A 14,574-nucleotide genomic window follows, 5' to 3' on the forward strand; every position below is an offset into this window, starting at 1 on the left:
TTTATGTTAATTGATAGTCTTTCTATAACCCGAATATTTAGTGTGTTCGGGTTATTTATTATTACTGCAATCGCTGAGATTTTGGGTTGTTACTTTCCTTATCTTATTTTAAAAGAAGGGAAGTCTGCGTGGCTATGGTTACCTACAGCTCTGAGTTTGGCCGTGTTTGTCTGGTTGCTGACATTACATCCGGCAGCTTCTGGACGGATTTATGCAGCCTATGGCGGTATTTATATTTTTACTGCGCTTATGTGGCTTCGTTTTGTAGATCAAGTCGCTTTAACCAGATGGGATATCTTGGGTGGCATAATCGTGCTTTGCGGAGCAGGTTTAATTATTTTACAGCCACAAGGATTAATCCGTTAATTCTGAGAGTGATTATTTAAATTTTAAGTGAAAAAATAAGCAATTTTTTCGCAAAAAATACTTGTCAAAGTCATCAACAATGCGTATTTTAGATTTAAGGAACATTTTTTAATATTTGAGATAAAGATGTTAAATCAATCTGTGAATTCTAACGCTTACTTTTATTTCTGGCAATTTAGATAGTTGCCTGAGCGTATTCGGGCACGAGAGTTGCCCATCACAGTTAATACCTGATCGGCAACCCCGATCAGGTTTTTTTATGCTTTATCTTTTTCAAATCGAGGACTTCAAAATGAACAACATGACTTATTCATACTTTAGCAACTTTTATTGGTTTTACTTTTGCCTACCTTTGCCAACGAATAGATCCAAAACGCTCAAATAAATGATCGGACTGATTAGGTTTCAGTCCAAAGGAAAAGACCAATGAATGCCTTAAATACTTTACTAACTCAAAGCAATACAAAAGAAACACCAGTTAGTTTACCTGTTCAGTTAAAAGCTAAATACCCGCTTGTGCAGACCTTCGCACGACAAATTGCAGAACATCGTCAAATTATTCAAAATATTCTTGCTGGCAAAGATCAGCGCTTAATGGTTATTACAGGACCATGTTCAATTCATGACCCAATTGCTGTACTTGAATACGCAGATAGATTGCAAAAATTACAAGAAAAAGTAAAAGATCAAATCTTCATTGTGATGCGTGCTTATATTGAAAAGCCGCGTACAACAGTAGGTTGGAAAGGGTTTATGTATGACCCAAACCTTGATGGTTCATCTAATCTACAATTAGGTTTAGAAAAATCGCGTGAGCTATATTTACAAATTATTGAAAAAGGCTTGCCGATTGCGAGCGAAATTTTAAGCCCAATGGCAACAGGCTATTTTGATGATTTATTGGCTTGGGGTGCAATTGGAGCTCGTACTAGTGAGTCCCAGATTCACCGTGAAATCTCAAGTCATATGCCATACAGTATTGGCTTCAAGAATGGTACGGATGGCTCAATTCAAATTGCTTTAGATGCTATTCAGTCTGCACAAAATGAGCATCAATTTTTAGGTATGAATCAGCAAGGTTTGCCTTCAGTGATTCAGAGTTCTGGAAATCCATTGCCACACTTGATTTTACGTGGAGCCAATCACGGCCCTAATTATGATTTGGCTTCAATTCAGGCAATTAGAGAAAAGCACAAAAACCTACCTGCCTTAGTTATTGACTGTAGTCATGGCAACAGTGGTAAAGATCCTTTACGTCAGCCAGAAGTTTTGCAGCAAATCGTTGCTGAACGTCTAAAAACTCAGGTAAAGGGTGTCATGATTGAAAGCCATTTAGTTGATGGTAACCAGAAGATTTCATGTGAAATGACTTATGGTCAATCGGTAACGGATGGTTGTTTAGGGTGGGATAAAACTGAACAGCTTTTGTTAAATGTTGCTAAACAATTAAAAGCCAGTGAATTAGCTCATTCGGCTTAATGATGTAAACATTTAAAAAGGGATCTGTTTTAGCAGATCCTTTTTTTTTAAGAAGCATGTTTAAGTTCGGATAAAAAAGTAGTGATTTCATGCCCGAATTTTTTTGGCTCGGTTAATAATGGCGTGTGGCCTGAACGTTCAAAATAAATTGTTTTTGCATGTTCGACACTATGTGCGATCAGGGTTTGGCCCGTTTCTGGATAGAGTGTCGAATTGCGTCCAATAAAGAAAGTTGTTGGGCACTGTAATTGCTGAAGTGCTTCACGATAATCTTCATTGTGGAAAAGATAATTTTCGACATACCAAAATAAGTAGTCTAAACGCTGAATCGGAAGAAGATATTTTTGTAAAAATGGTTGTTTTAACGCAGTTTTAAAAACAAAAGGGCTAAATGGATTACTACTTTGCAATTCAATAAAATCTACCCACAAACGCACCAACTTTTGACGGTCCGGAAGTGATAATTCATAAAGATATTTAGCATTTTTGTGGGTTGATAATAACTGATAAATATCATTGAGTAATTGTTTAAATTGGGCATGTAATGGCCCAAATAACCCATATTGCCATGTAGCATCTACTGAAATTTTAGGCGTTTGATCGATATGTAAATAGGCCTTTAACTGCTGAGCGAGATGAGCATGTTTCATGCCATGCATTGCAGTGGTGGCTCCCATTGAGTAGCCCATTAAAATAAATTTATCTAACTTTAATTGCTCAATTAAGTGAGCAACATCTTGCCAGTGGCTTGATATGGCATCTTGCTCGGGAATTGCACAATTTTTTGAACCGCCAAAGCCCCGCCAGTCGGGAATAATAAACTCGTATTCTTTACGATTTGCATAGATAAAAGGTAGCCATTGCCAACTTTGCATACCTAAACCGGATAAAACTAATACCGGTTCACCACGACCAACACGGCGTACAAATAAACTTTCCTGATCGGGCATGGTGTAATAAGGCATGATTATTCTCCAGATACATTATCTTGAGCAAAGAGTTTTAATTGCGGGATGACTTGTTCTAACCATTTGATCCACTCAGTTTCCATAGTAATGCCGAGTTCTAAGATCATTTTATGAATATATAACACTCGATTATTCAAATCATCGCTATCTTTAAAATCTTTATCGTAAATAGTTTGGTAAAGCTTAAGCTTTTCTTGATGTAGACCAAGATGTCGTAACAGTTCGGGTAATATTTGATTATTGCCCAATTGCGCCTCAGCGCGCAATCTTACCATTAGGTCATCTCTAAGCTGTGCCGGTTCGCTTTGCTGCGTCATCCATGAAGCGAGTTCAATACGGCCAAGCTGTTCGACTTGATAAGTTTTTTTTCGGCCACTATCCATCTCATTTTCTAAAGTGGAAACCCAGCCTTTTTTAAGCATGTTATTGAGTTCACGATAAATTTGCTGATGTGTGGCATTCCAGAAAAAGCCCATAGATCGGTCAAAACGGCGGGCGAGTTCAAAGCCCGTGCTTGGCCGTTCTAGTAAACTGGTCAATAAAACATGAGGAAGTGACATGGCAATCCGTTTGTAAGCAAAAGTAAAGTGTGACTCATTAGATTATGCAACATGTTGCATAAAAGTCAAAATTTGATTATAAATTTGTGCAACAAGTTGCATTAAGCAAGCAGATTAGCAAGCCAAGGAGTTGTTATGTCGTTATATCCACATTTATTAAAACCATTAGATTTAGGTTTTACGACATTAAAAAATCGCGTATTGATGGGGTCTATGCATGTTGGTCTAGAAGAAGCGCCTGGTGGTTATGAGCGTATGGCAGCTTTTTATGCAGAACGTGCTAAAGGTGATGTTGGGCTCATTGTTACTGGCGGTATTGCACCTAATCAGGCAGGTTTAACCTTTGCTCATGCTTCTAAGTTAGATAGCACAGAAGAAGCCGAAAAGCATAAAGTCATTACCGAAGCTGTACATGCTGCTGGCGGGAAGATTGCATTACAAATATTACATACGGGCCGATATTCTTATCAGCCAGAGATTGTTGCGCCTTCGGCAATTCAGGCACCTATTAATCCCATTAAGCCTAAGGCAATGACTTCTGCTGAGGTTCAACAAACGATTGATGATTTTGCAAACTGTGCGAAGCTTGCTCAATACGCTGGATATGACGGCGTTGAGATTATGGGTTCAGAAGGTTATTTAATTAATGAGTTTATTGCAGCCAGAACAAACCATCGTGATGATGAATGGGGTGGTAGCTATGAAAACCGTATTCGTTTTCCTGTTGAGATTGTAAAACGTACACGTGAAATAGTGGGTGAAAACTTTATTATTATTTACCGATTATCGATGCTTGATCTGGTTGAAGGTGGTTCTACTTTAGAAGAAGTTATTCAACTTGCGAAAGCGATTGAAAAAGCTGGGGCTACGATCATTAATACGGGTATTGGCTGGCATGAAGCTCGTATTCCAACAATTGCCACCAAAGTACCAAGAGCTGCATTTACTTGGGTCACTGAAAAATTAAAAGGCGAAGTTTCAGTTCCATTAATTACCTCAAACCGTATTAATACACCAGAAATGGCTGAACATGTATTAGCTTCGGGTCATGCGGATATGGTTTCAATGGCACGTCCAATGCTTGCAGATCCTGATTTTGTTTTAAAAGCAAGTGAAGGCCGTAGCGATGAAATTAATACGTGTATTGGCTGTAACCAAGCTTGTCTCGACCACATTTTCTCTATGAAAATTGCAACATGTTTGGTTAATCCTCGAGCATGTTATGAAACAGAACTAATCTTTAAAGAAGCACAAAATCAGAAAAATATTGCTGTCATAGGTGCAGGACCAGCAGGTTTAAGTTTTGCTGTATATGCGGCAGATCGTGGACATCAAGTTAAAATCTTTGAAGCAAGTCATCAAATTGGTGGCCAGTTTAATATCGCTAAAACTGTGCCAGGTAAAGAAGAGTTCTACGAAACATTGCGTTATTTCAATCGTCAAATTGAATTACGCCCGAACATTGAACTTGTATTAAACCATCCAGCCACTTATGAAGAGCTAAGCCAATCAGACTTTGATGAAATCGTAGTAGCAACTGGTGTAACACCTCGTCAATTACAATTTGAAGGTATTGATCATCCAAAAGTGTTGAGCTACTTACAAGTGCTTAAAGAGCGTGTACCAGTAGGTCAGCGTGTTGCCATTATTGGTGCTGGTGGTATTGGTTTTGATACGGCTGAGTACCTAACCCATGAAGGTGAAAGTGGCAGTTTAAATCCAGAAAAATTTTATGAAGAGTGGGGTATTGATACTCACTATGAACATGTTGGTGGTTTAAAGCAGCCAAAAGTTGAAGCTTCTGAACGAGAAATCTATTTGTTGCAGCGTAAAGCTTCCTCAGTAGGCGCGGGGCTGGGTAAAACCACTGGTTGGATTCACCGTACCGGGCTTAAGAACAGAAACGTTAAAATGTTAGCAGGTGTGCAATACGACAAAGTAGATGATCAAGGGCTTCATATTACTGTTGATGGCAAACCAACAGTGCTTGAGGTTGATAATGTTGTGATTTGCGCGGGTCAAGAATCATTTACTGCGATGTATGACCAATTAAAAGCAGATGGTAAGAATGTTCATTTGATTGGTGGTGCTAAAGAAGCAGGTGAGTTGGATGCTAAACGTGCTATTCGACAAGGTGCTGAACTAGCAGCGGTTCTTTAATGGCTTAAATGAGCATTGTCTTGGGTAAGAGAATGCTCATCACTAAAACCTATTTGAAGGAAAAATAAAAATGACACTCGAAATAACTAAACAGTCATTAGAAAAATGGCATCACATGATTCAATCAAATGACTTATCGAACTTAAATGATTTGCTTGCAGATGAAGTCGTTTTCCGTTCACCGGTTGCTTATAAACCTTATGAGGGAAGACAGGTTGTTTTCTTTATCCTCACCAATGTAATTCAGGTATTTCAGAATTTTACCTATCATCGAGAATTTTACACGGAAGATGGTGAAAATGTAGTGCTAGAGTTTAGTGCGAATGTAGGAGATAAATCATTAAAAGGTATTGATATGATTCGTTTTAATGAGCAGGGTAAAATTGTTGATTTTGAAGTAATGATTCGTCCAATGAGCGGTTTAGCTGCATTAGCTGAGCAAATGGGCATACGAATAGCTCAATTTAAACCTCAATAATCTCGTTAAATAGCCTAAGATTATTGAGGTATATAAAAATGTGGTTAAAACTTTCAACATTGTTTTTATTACCAGTATTATTCATACAAGGTCATAAAGTTCGAAAGAACACACCACGTTTAGCAGAAGCTAAAGGTGAACGAGAAGGTAGAGCTGGTCAAGGTAAACCTTTATCTCTGCTTATTTTGGGGGATTCTGCCGCAGCAGGTGTTGGTGTAGAAAATCAGAAAGATGCCTTGTCTGGTGCTATTATTCAAGAACTGCAAAATGAATTTTCCCTACAGTGGAAACTTCATGCTAAAACTGGTGATACAACTCAACAAGTTTTTAATGCTTTGCAACATTTAGAAGAGCAGAAGTATGATGTGATTGTGACATCTATTGGTGTAAATGATGTCACAAAGTTGACCTCTGCTAAATCATGGATTAAACAACAGAAGCAATTATTTGAGCATATACAGAAACGTTTTCAGCCAAAGTTGATTATCGTTTCCGGTGTGCCTCCAATGCAACATTTCCCGGCTTTACCGAATCCACTAGCTTGGTTGTTTGGGCAATATGCAGTGCAAATGAATCAAAAATTACAACAATGGTTAGCACCACAAAGCCATTTTAAGTTTCTTGAATATGATATTGAAACTTTTCAAGCCATGAACTTGCCTATGGCAAGCGACGGTTTTCATCCAAGTAAAGAAGTTTACGCAGTTTGGGGACGGCAGGTTGCAGCCTTAGTGCGGCAATCATTTAACTCATAGTCATAGGTAGTTATTGGATATGGGCATATCTGTTTTTAATAAAATTAAAGATTTCGGTTCGGAGCTGTTCGATTTAGTGTTGGGCGCTGAGCATCCAAAAGTCTATTATCATCCTCAAGGAAAAATAAAAGATATTTTGGATAAATTGCCACAACTTAAACAGAAATATCGTCCTACGCCTTGGCTCACAAATAGTCATGTTCACTTACTTTATTTTGACCTTATTAGAAAACAGACCATAAAGTTGGCATATGATCGAATTGATCAACTCACTATGAGTGATGGTGGTATTACCGCAATTGCTTGGTATGGCTATAACTTACCGCCAGATACACCAACAGTTGTAATTATGCATACCATTACAGGTACACCTGAGAGTATGCGTGAATTGGTACGCGATTTAAATCGATACACAGGCTGGCGAATTGCATTATGCCTGCGTCGTGGTCACGCAGGTTTGCCAATGCCTGTGCCGCAAATTTCTCTTTTTGGCTCTACGAGTGATTTAAAAGAACAACTTAACCATATTCAAAGTTTATTTCCGGCATCGGATCTATATGCGGTAGGTTCTTCGGCGGGTACGGGGTTGCTAGTTCGTTATCTGGGTGAACAAGGCGAAGATACACCTTTTAAAGCTGCTTTTGCGATGTGTCCGGGCTATAACACGGAAATTGGTTTTAAAAATGTCCATCCTTTTTACAGTAAAATGATGACTAAGAAGCTCTTCAAGTATTTTATTTATCCGTACCAAAATACATGGAGTCAGATTGCATCTTTAGAGAAAGTTTTATCAGCAACCAATTTAGAAGAATTTGAAAAAGAATACTTCGAGATGGCGGGTTTTGAAGATTATGAAACTTACTGTAAATCTATTAACCCAATTTATGTGTTCGAAAATATTAAAATTCCTTTAATGATTTTGAATGCTGAAGATGACCCTGTGTGTTCTATTAAAAATTTAGAGCCATATAAAGAGCCAATTCAGCAGATGAGCAATGTTGCTGTGGTGACAACGAAAAAAGGAAGTCATTGTGCATTTTATGAGGGATGGCGTAGTACATCGTGGGCAGCACGTCTCATGGCTGATTATTTTTTAATTGAACATAATAAATAGATAATCTTTGAATAAAAATAAAGCCCAGATCTTGGGCTTTATTTTTATACCTTAAGATAAGAGGGGTGATCTATCACTTATTCCAAGTTTTACTTTTGTGGCGGCAACTAAAGCTTTTTCATCTGTCTGGTTGGGGTGAAAATCAAAACGGTAGTATTCAAGAAATTTAGGAATCAACACTTTATATTGTTTGCTCGCAAACTTAAAAAAGTTGCGCCAAGTTTTGAAATTGGTCAGTTGCTTATCTCGTTTCATTAGAACAATATGGTAAATAGTTGAAAAGGCTGTAATCAAAACTAAACTGAATGTAAAAATGCCAACACGTGGAATATATGCATCTAATCCGTTGCCATATAGATGTTGATATAAATCGAATGCAACAGCTTTATGCTCGGTTTCTTCTACACTGTGCCATAACCATAGGTTGCGAATAGTGTTGTCGGTCATAAGCTCATTTACTGATTGCATCATGCTGACTACCAGAACAGCTGTATAGTGTTCTAATCCAACAGTTACCAATAAATTCCATTTTTTACTAAAAACTTTCTCAATAGCTTTAAGAACAATACCTGTAGCTTTCTCTAGTGATTCTGGATTTAAACCATATTGTTGTGCACTGACATGGAAAGCATGATGTTCTTTAGAATGCATTGCTTCTTGACCAATAAATGCACCTATTTCTCTATCTAGAATTTCATTCTCTTTAGCTTTAGCTCGTAAAGCACGGACAGATCTAACAAAGTATGATTCACCTTCAGGAAATAAAGTCGAAAGACCCGTGAAATAGTGGGTGAGAGAAGGCTCATGATTGCACCAATAGCGCGGAGTATCTTCAAAATTGTAGTCCATGCGGCGGACAGGAAAAGAGGCTGGTGTACGGTTTAAAGCTGTTTTCATTTTCTTGCTCCAATCTTCTTTTAGATTAAGTTCCAAAAAGGAACTTGTTAATAAAAATTATAAGCAGACCAGATTGGAGTCAATAAATTTCGAATGATTGAAAATAGATTGTCCTAAAATGATAGACAGGAGAGCTTTAAAGACAAAAAGTAATAAAATTAAATTTATTTATATTATGACTATTTATATAAATGCCCAAATTAAAAAAATAATTTGGGCATTCTTGAACAGAAGCTTAGTTCTTAAGTGCTGGTGTTGCAGCAGCAATAGCAGCAGCAACGGCATCATCTTCTGTGTTCGCAGGCTCAGTTGCCTTAGCAGCTGGTTTTGACTGAGCTTTTTCCGGTTTAGGTTCAGCTTTAGGCTCAGGTTTTTTTTCTGGTTTAGGTTCTACTTTTGGTGTCTCAGATTTAGGTTGTTCAGCAACTTGTGTCTGTGAAGATTCATCAGAACGCGCAGGACGAGTTTCACGGCGAATTTCAGTTGTCGTGTTAGCAGTTTCTTCACGATGAACTTCAACTTGTGGTTGCTCTTGAACTTGAGCTTCTTGAGTATCTACACTCTCTAAAGATTCAAATTTTGCAGGCTTCTGTGGTTGAGGTTCTGAAACAGCAGTTTCAACCTTGTCTTGCTCTTCTTCTTTCGGTGTCTCTTTTTTAACGCATGCGGTTAACAATAGTCCAGCCGCAATTGCAGCACAGATTAAAAGTTTTTTATTTGCCATTGCCCTAAACAACATTTAATTGAGGAATTGGCATTATAACAGTAAATAGCTATGAAAAAATCATGTCAGATTGAGCTAATTTTTTATTAAAAATGCTGATAGAATAACCAGTTGTTTATTGTTCTTTGAATTGATGCGGTTTGACTTTGCTTTATAGGGGCAGAGTACAGTAAAATTGCCAAACATTGTAGGCCGATTTCGGCTTGATTGTACGAGAAACTTAATGACCCATTTTATTTTTGTCACTGGTGGTGTGGTTTCATCGCTAGGTAAAGGTATTTCTGCTGCTTCTGTTGCTGCACTTTTGGAAGCTCGTGGCTTAAAAGTCACAATGGTTAAAATGGATCCTTATATTAATGTCGATCCAGGGACAATGAGCCCATTCCAGCATGGTGAAGTTTTTGTTACCGAAGATGGTGCAGAAACAGATCTGGATCTGGGTTATTACGAACGTTTCTTACGTCGCGCGAAAATGACCAAACTAAACAACTTCACTAGTGGTCGTGTATATCAAGACGTTTTAAATAAAGAGCGTCGTGGTGATTACTTAGGTGGTACAGTTCAGGTTATTCCTCATATTACCGACAATATTAAAGAACGTGTACTCCGCGCAGGCGAAGGTTATGATGTTGCTATCGTAGAGATCGGTGGTACCGTAGGTGATATCGAATCTTTACCGTTTATGGAGTCGGTTCGTCAGTTAATGGTTGAGCTGGGCCATAAACGTACCATGCTTATGCATTTAACTTTGTTGCCATATATTAAGTCAGCAGCGGAGTTAAAAACCAAACCAACTCAGCACTCTGTAAAAGAGTTACTTTCAATCGGTATTCAACCAGATATTCTTATCTGTCGTACTGAGTATGATGTTGATGCAGACACTAAACGTAAGATCGCGTTATTCACTAACGTAGAGGCTCGTGCGGTTGTCGTGTGTAAAGATGCGAAAACGATCTATCAAATTCCACGTGGCTTCTATGAGCAAAATGTAGATGACCTGATTTGTGAACGTTTTGGTTTTACTGATTTACCGGAAGCTGACTTAACTGATTGGGATAATGTTGTAGAAGCATTACTTAACCCAGAATACACAGTACGTGTAGCAATGGTCGGTAAGTATGTTGAATTACCGGATGCTTATAAATCTGTAAACGAAGCATTGTTACATGCTGGTATTAAAAATCGCGTAAAAGTACAAATTGATTATGTCAATGCTGAAGAGCTTGAAAGTCAAGATGTTTCTATTTTGAAAACAGCTGATGCGATTTTAGTTCCTGGTGGTTTTGGTGAGCGTGGTACTGAAGGCAAAATGAAAGCTATTCAATACGCACGTGAAAATGGTATTCCTTTCTTGGGAATCTGTTTGGGTATGCAGTTGGCTGTTATTGAATATGCTCGCCATGTTGCAGGTATGCCAGAAGCTTCTTCTACAGAATTTAACCGTTCTACAAAATATCCATTGATTGGTTTAATTACCGAATGGTTAGATGAGCGCGGTGAATTACAACAGCGTAGCCTTGAGTCTGACTTAGGCGGAACAATGCGTTTAGGTGCACAAAAATCAGAATTGGTTGAAGGCACAAAAACTCGTGAAGTTTACGGAAAAGCTGAGATTACCGAACGTCATCGTCACCGTTATGAAATGAATAATCGTTTCATTGAAGCGATTGAACAAGCGGGCATGAAGATTTCTGGTTATTCTTCAGCGCAACATTTAGTTGAAACTGTAGAAATTCCTGAACATCCTTGGTTTATTGCTGTACAATTCCACCCGGAATTTACAAGTTCACCACGTGATGGACATCCATTATTTGCTAGTTTTATTGACGCTGCAAAAACACAGCATCAAAAAAGTAAGTAATGCGATTTTAAAATAAACTGGGAAAGTTTAAATGTCACAATTAAAACCACAAGAAGTTGTACGTTTAGGCGATATACAAATGGCAAATCATTTGCCATTTGTATTATTTGGCGGAATGAACGTACTCGAGTCAAAAGATTTAGCTTTTGAAATTGCTGAAACTTATATTGATATTTGTAAACGCCTGGATATTCCTTATGTATTTAAGGCGAGTTTTGATAAAGCAAACCGTTCTAGTTTGCATTCATTCCGTGGTCCTGGACTTGAAAAAGGTATTGAATGGTTAGGCGACATTAAAAAACATTTTAATGTACCAATTATTACCGACGTTCACGAACCATATCAGGCAGCGCCAGTTGCCGAAGTCGCTGATATTATCCAGCTTCCTGCTTTCTTAAGCCGTCAAACTGATCTTGTTGAAGCAATGGCGAAAACCCAAGCTATTATCAACATTAAAAAAGCACAGTTCTTGGCTCCTCATGAAATGCGCCATATTTTGCATAAATGTTTAGAAGCGGGAAATGACAAACTTATTCTTTGTGAGCGTGGCTCAGCATTTGGCTATAACAATTTAGTTGTAGACATGCTTGGCTTTGACATCATGAAAGAAATGAATGTACCTGTATTCTTTGACGTGACTCATGCTTTACAAACTCCAGGTGGTCGTTCGGATTCAGCTGGTGGTCGCCGTGCTCAAATTACAACATTGGCACGTGCTGGTATGGCAACAGGTTTAGCGGGATTATTCCTAGAGTCTCATCCAGATCCAGACAAAGCAAAATGTGATGGACCATCTGCATTGCGCTTGTCACAGCTTGAGCCATTCTTGGCACAACTAAAAGAATTGGATACTTTAGTTAAAGGATTCAAAAAGTTAGATACTCATTGATGCAGGAATTTGCATCGCGTTATTCATTCAACTGAGGAATTGTTCATGAGCCAAATCGTTGACATTCGTGCACGTGAAATTTTGGACTCTCGTGGTAACCCAACCATCGAAGCAGACGTCATCTTGGAATCTGGGGTGGTTGGTCGTGCATGTGCACCATCTGGTGCTTCAACTGGTTCTCGTGAAGCTTTAGAACTTCGTGACGGCGACAAATCTCGTTACTTAGGTAAAGGCGTTCGTACTGCTGTTCAGAATGTAAATAGCTCAATTCATGAATTGCTTGTTGGTCAAAGTGTTTTTGAACAAAAAGCGCTTGATGAAAAAATGATTGCTTTTGATGGCACTGAAAACAAATCTAAATTAGGTGCTAATGCAACTTTGGCGGTATCTTTAGCAGCAGCTCACGCAGCAGCAGCTGAACAAAAACTTCCATTGTTTCAATACATTGCTAACTTACGTGGTCAAACTACTTTGACTATGCCTGTACCAATGATGAACATTTTGAACGGTGGTGCTCACGCAGATAACACTGTTGATATTCAAGAGTTCATGATTGAGCCAGTTGGTTTCACTTCATTCGCTGAAGCATTACGTGCTGGTGCAGAAGTATTCCATTCTTTGAAATCAGTTCTTAAGAAACAAGGTTTGAACACAGCTGTAGGTGATGAAGGTGGTTTTGCGCCTAACCTTCGTTCAAATGAAGAAGCGATTACAGTAATTCTTCAAGCAATTGAGCAAACTGGTTATAAAGCTGGTTCAGATATTATGCTTGCACTTGACTGTGCATCTTCAGAATTCTACAAGAATGGTCAATATATTCTTGAAGGTGAAGGCAACAAGTCTTTTACAAGCAATCAATTTGCTGATTACTTAGCTGGTCTTGTTAAGCAGTATCCAATTATCTCTATTGAAGATGGTTTGGATGAGTCTGACTGGGAAGGCTGGAGTTACTTAACTTCAATTCTTGGTGATAAAATCCAATTGGTTGGTGACGATTTATTCGTAACTAATCCTAAGATTTTACAACGTGGTATTGATGAAAAAGTTGGTAACTCAATTTTGATCAAATATAACCAGATTGGTACATTGACTGAAACTTTAGATGCAATCTACCTTGCTAAAGCAAATGGTTACACTACTGTTATTTCTCACCGTTCTGGTGAAACAGAAGATTCAACTATTGCTGATTTAGCAGTAGGTACAGCAGCAGGTCAAATTAAGACTGGTTCACTTTGCCGTTCTGACCGTGTTTCTAAATATAACCAATTGCTTCGTATTGAAGAGTTAACTAAAGCGGTTTACCGCGGTAAAGCTGAATTCAAAGGTTTAAACTAATCTTTTGAATAAAGCTTTATATATTTAAATATTGATGAAAAATTAATATCTAAATATAAGTGCTATTTCTAAGTGTTAGAAATAGCACTTTTTATTTACCCTAAGCGCCGGGTTTTTAAAGATTCAGCCCAACTGTGGTGATGACAACGAGAGCATTCTTGGTCTAGCTTATTTAAAATTTTAGTTTCGCCACATTTCATACAGGAATAAAAAGTATTAATTTTAAGAACTTCTGCTTTACGATAAGCAGCAGGGAATAAGGGAAGTCCCCATTTGACATCTTCATCTTCATAATAAAGCAAGCTCAGAATACCATCCGATTCAAGTAGGGCTGTTCTGACTTGGCCTAAATGTTCAACGTTTTGTTGGCGCATTTCCGAAAAAAACTCATCATGAGAATAAGTCTGTTTTTGGAAATCTTTGTAGACTAAAAGGCCTTCTTTAACGACACAGAGCGCTTTTCCTTCCAATAAATCTTCAATTTTTTTATGTTTTACCATACCCCAAGTGACCAGGCGATATAGAGAAAGAATAGCGATAAAAGCTATCAATGCATGGGCAATCGGTAAATCTTTAGTAAACATAGGATCGCCAGCAGCAGAACCTAAACATAAAATAATGGCAAGTTCAAATAAGGAGAGTTGCCGAATACCACGTTTACCAGATAGCCTTAGAAAACTAATGATAATGATAAACATGATGGTACAACGGACCAAAATTTCTAAAACAAAGGACCACGTTGTGTCACCTATAAGAATATTAGAAAGATCCATCTTTTTCTCACTTGTTTAAATATGTATAAAAAATACATTTAAAATTCATATCAGAATAAAATTAAAAAAAATATACTTTTTAAGTGGTTATTGGTTAAAAAATTGATATATGTGTATTGTTATATGAAATTAAAAGATATAAAACTCATGTATAGAATAGAAGGGCCGAGCTTGAAAAAAATGACGATACAACTATTAAATTTTAAAAAAATTCT

At 37.8% G+C, this 14,574-nt stretch carries 14 protein-coding genes; 9 read left to right on the top strand and 5 right to left on the bottom strand.

Features of this window, described 5'->3' with window-relative positions; genetic code table 11:
- Positions 1-3: 3 nt before the first annotated feature.
- Both G9371_RS12505 and G9371_RS12510 read left to right on the top strand, forming a co-directional pair.
- Positions 4-366, top strand: coding sequence for a YnfA family protein (locus G9371_RS12505; RefSeq protein WP_029424759.1), 363 nt, complete (start codon positions 4-6; stop codon positions 364-366).
- Between the two features lie 426 nt (positions 367-792).
- Positions 793-1,845 (top strand): 3-deoxy-7-phosphoheptulonate synthase, encoded by a 1,053-nt coding sequence (locus G9371_RS12510; protein ID WP_029424760.1) that lies wholly within the window; start codon positions 793-795, stop codon positions 1,843-1,845.
- Between the two features lie 47 nt (positions 1,846-1,892).
- Here G9371_RS12510 and G9371_RS12515 read toward each other — a convergent pair whose 3' ends face one another.
- Entirely contained in the window at positions 1,893-2,810 is a 918-nt protein-coding gene (locus tag G9371_RS12515) for an alpha/beta fold hydrolase (protein ID WP_001147225.1), read from the bottom strand.
- 2 nt (positions 2,811-2,812) lie between these two features.
- Complete coding sequence (locus G9371_RS12520; protein ID WP_000056571.1) at positions 2,813-3,373, bottom strand: PadR family transcriptional regulator; 561 nt, start codon at positions 3,371-3,373, stop codon at positions 2,813-2,815.
- A gap of 135 nt (positions 3,374-3,508) precedes the next feature.
- Between G9371_RS12520 and G9371_RS12525 the strand changes: the two genes are divergently transcribed.
- From G9371_RS12525 to G9371_RS12540, 4 genes are all read left to right on the top strand, one after another.
- On the top strand, positions 3,509-5,533 hold the full coding sequence (locus tag G9371_RS12525; RefSeq protein WP_020753201.1) for an NADPH-dependent 2,4-dienoyl-CoA reductase: 2,025 nt from the start codon (positions 3,509-3,511) through the stop codon (positions 5,531-5,533).
- A gap of 70 nt (positions 5,534-5,603) precedes the next feature.
- Complete coding sequence (locus G9371_RS12530) at positions 5,604-6,011, top strand: nuclear transport factor 2 family protein (RefSeq protein ID WP_000171430.1); 408 nt, start codon at positions 5,604-5,606, stop codon at positions 6,009-6,011.
- Between the two features lie 38 nt (positions 6,012-6,049).
- Positions 6,050-6,766, top strand: coding sequence for an SGNH/GDSL hydrolase family protein (locus tag G9371_RS12535; RefSeq protein WP_000266294.1), 717 nt, complete (start codon positions 6,050-6,052; stop codon positions 6,764-6,766).
- 19 nt (positions 6,767-6,785) lie between these two features.
- Positions 6,786-7,880, top strand: coding sequence for a YheT family hydrolase (locus G9371_RS12540; protein WP_000513051.1), 1,095 nt, complete (start codon positions 6,786-6,788; stop codon positions 7,878-7,880).
- Between the two features lie 51 nt (positions 7,881-7,931).
- On the opposite strand, the gene G9371_RS12545 is transcribed toward G9371_RS12540, so the two are convergent.
- Together G9371_RS12545 and G9371_RS12550 are read right to left on the bottom strand one after the other, a co-directional pair.
- Complete coding sequence (locus G9371_RS12545; RefSeq protein WP_000844949.1) at positions 7,932-8,777, bottom strand: metal-dependent hydrolase; 846 nt, start codon at positions 8,775-8,777, stop codon at positions 7,932-7,934.
- A 235-nt stretch (positions 8,778-9,012) separates the two neighbouring features.
- A complete protein-coding gene (locus G9371_RS12550; protein WP_001284535.1) occupies positions 9,013-9,501 on the bottom strand; it encodes a hypothetical protein in 489 nt (162 codons plus the stop codon).
- A 223-nt stretch (positions 9,502-9,724) separates the two neighbouring features.
- Between G9371_RS12550 and G9371_RS12555 the strand changes: the two genes are divergently transcribed.
- Genes G9371_RS12555 through eno form a run of 3 tightly spaced genes read left to right on the top strand, consistent with a single transcriptional unit; the run spans position 9,725 to position 13,586 of the window.
- Positions 9,725-11,362 (top strand): CTP synthase, encoded by a 1,638-nt coding sequence (locus G9371_RS12555; RefSeq protein ID WP_000148658.1) that lies wholly within the window; start codon positions 9,725-9,727, stop codon positions 11,360-11,362.
- A gap of 31 nt (positions 11,363-11,393) precedes the next feature.
- Entirely contained in the window at positions 11,394-12,251 is an 858-nt protein-coding gene (gene kdsA / locus G9371_RS12560) for a 3-deoxy-8-phosphooctulonate synthase (RefSeq protein WP_000080538.1), read from the top strand.
- Between the two features lie 45 nt (positions 12,252-12,296).
- Complete coding sequence (eno, locus tag G9371_RS12565) at positions 12,297-13,586, top strand: phosphopyruvate hydratase (RefSeq protein WP_000078452.1); 1,290 nt, start codon at positions 12,297-12,299, stop codon at positions 13,584-13,586.
- Between the two features lie 95 nt (positions 13,587-13,681).
- Here the strand turns inward: eno and G9371_RS12570 are convergent, their stop codons facing one another.
- Positions 13,682-14,359 (bottom strand): DUF421 domain-containing protein, encoded by a 678-nt coding sequence (locus tag G9371_RS12570; protein WP_029424761.1) that lies wholly within the window; start codon positions 14,357-14,359, stop codon positions 13,682-13,684.
- Positions 14,360-14,574: the final 215 nt, after the last annotated feature.

Origin of the sequence: Acinetobacter sp. EKM10A, assembly GCF_011075215.1 — a bacterium.
Classification (GTDB): domain Bacteria; phylum Pseudomonadota; class Gammaproteobacteria; order Pseudomonadales; family Moraxellaceae; genus Acinetobacter; species Acinetobacter baumannii.

Excerpts from the sequence above, each read along its gene's own strand:
- G9371_RS12540 (WP_000513051.1), top strand. The coding sequence starts at position 6,786 with ATGGGCATATCTGTTTTTAATAAAATTAAAGATTTCGGTTCGGAGCTG.
- G9371_RS12535 (WP_000266294.1), top strand. The coding sequence starts at position 6,050 with ATGTGGTTAAAACTTTCAACATTGTTTTTATTACCAGTATTATTCATA.
- G9371_RS12515 (WP_001147225.1), bottom strand. The coding sequence starts at position 2,810 with ATGCCTTATTACACCATGCCCGATCAGGAAAGTTTATTTGTACGCCGT.
- G9371_RS12525 (WP_020753201.1), top strand. The coding sequence starts at position 3,509 with ATGTCGTTATATCCACATTTATTAAAACCATTAGATTTAGGTTTTACG.
- eno (WP_000078452.1), top strand. The coding sequence starts at position 12,297 with ATGAGCCAAATCGTTGACATTCGTGCACGTGAAATTTTGGACTCTCGT.
- G9371_RS12555 (WP_000148658.1), top strand. The coding sequence starts at position 9,725 with ATGACCCATTTTATTTTTGTCACTGGTGGTGTGGTTTCATCGCTAGGT.
- G9371_RS12545 (WP_000844949.1), bottom strand. The coding sequence starts at position 8,777 with ATGAAAACAGCTTTAAACCGTACACCAGCCTCTTTTCCTGTCCGCCGC.
- G9371_RS12570 (WP_029424761.1), bottom strand. The coding sequence starts at position 14,359 with ATGGATCTTTCTAATATTCTTATAGGTGACACAACGTGGTCCTTTGTT.
- kdsA (WP_000080538.1), top strand. The coding sequence starts at position 11,394 with ATGTCACAATTAAAACCACAAGAAGTTGTACGTTTAGGCGATATACAA.
- G9371_RS12550 (WP_001284535.1), bottom strand. The coding sequence starts at position 9,501 with ATGGCAAATAAAAAACTTTTAATCTGTGCTGCAATTGCGGCTGGACTA.
- G9371_RS12530 (WP_000171430.1), top strand. The coding sequence starts at position 5,604 with ATGACACTCGAAATAACTAAACAGTCATTAGAAAAATGGCATCACATG.
- G9371_RS12510 (WP_029424760.1), top strand. The coding sequence starts at position 793 with ATGAATGCCTTAAATACTTTACTAACTCAAAGCAATACAAAAGAAACA.
- G9371_RS12520 (WP_000056571.1), bottom strand. The coding sequence starts at position 3,373 with ATGTCACTTCCTCATGTTTTATTGACCAGTTTACTAGAACGGCCAAGC.
- G9371_RS12505 (WP_029424759.1), top strand. The coding sequence starts at position 4 with ATGTTAATTGATAGTCTTTCTATAACCCGAATATTTAGTGTGTTCGGG.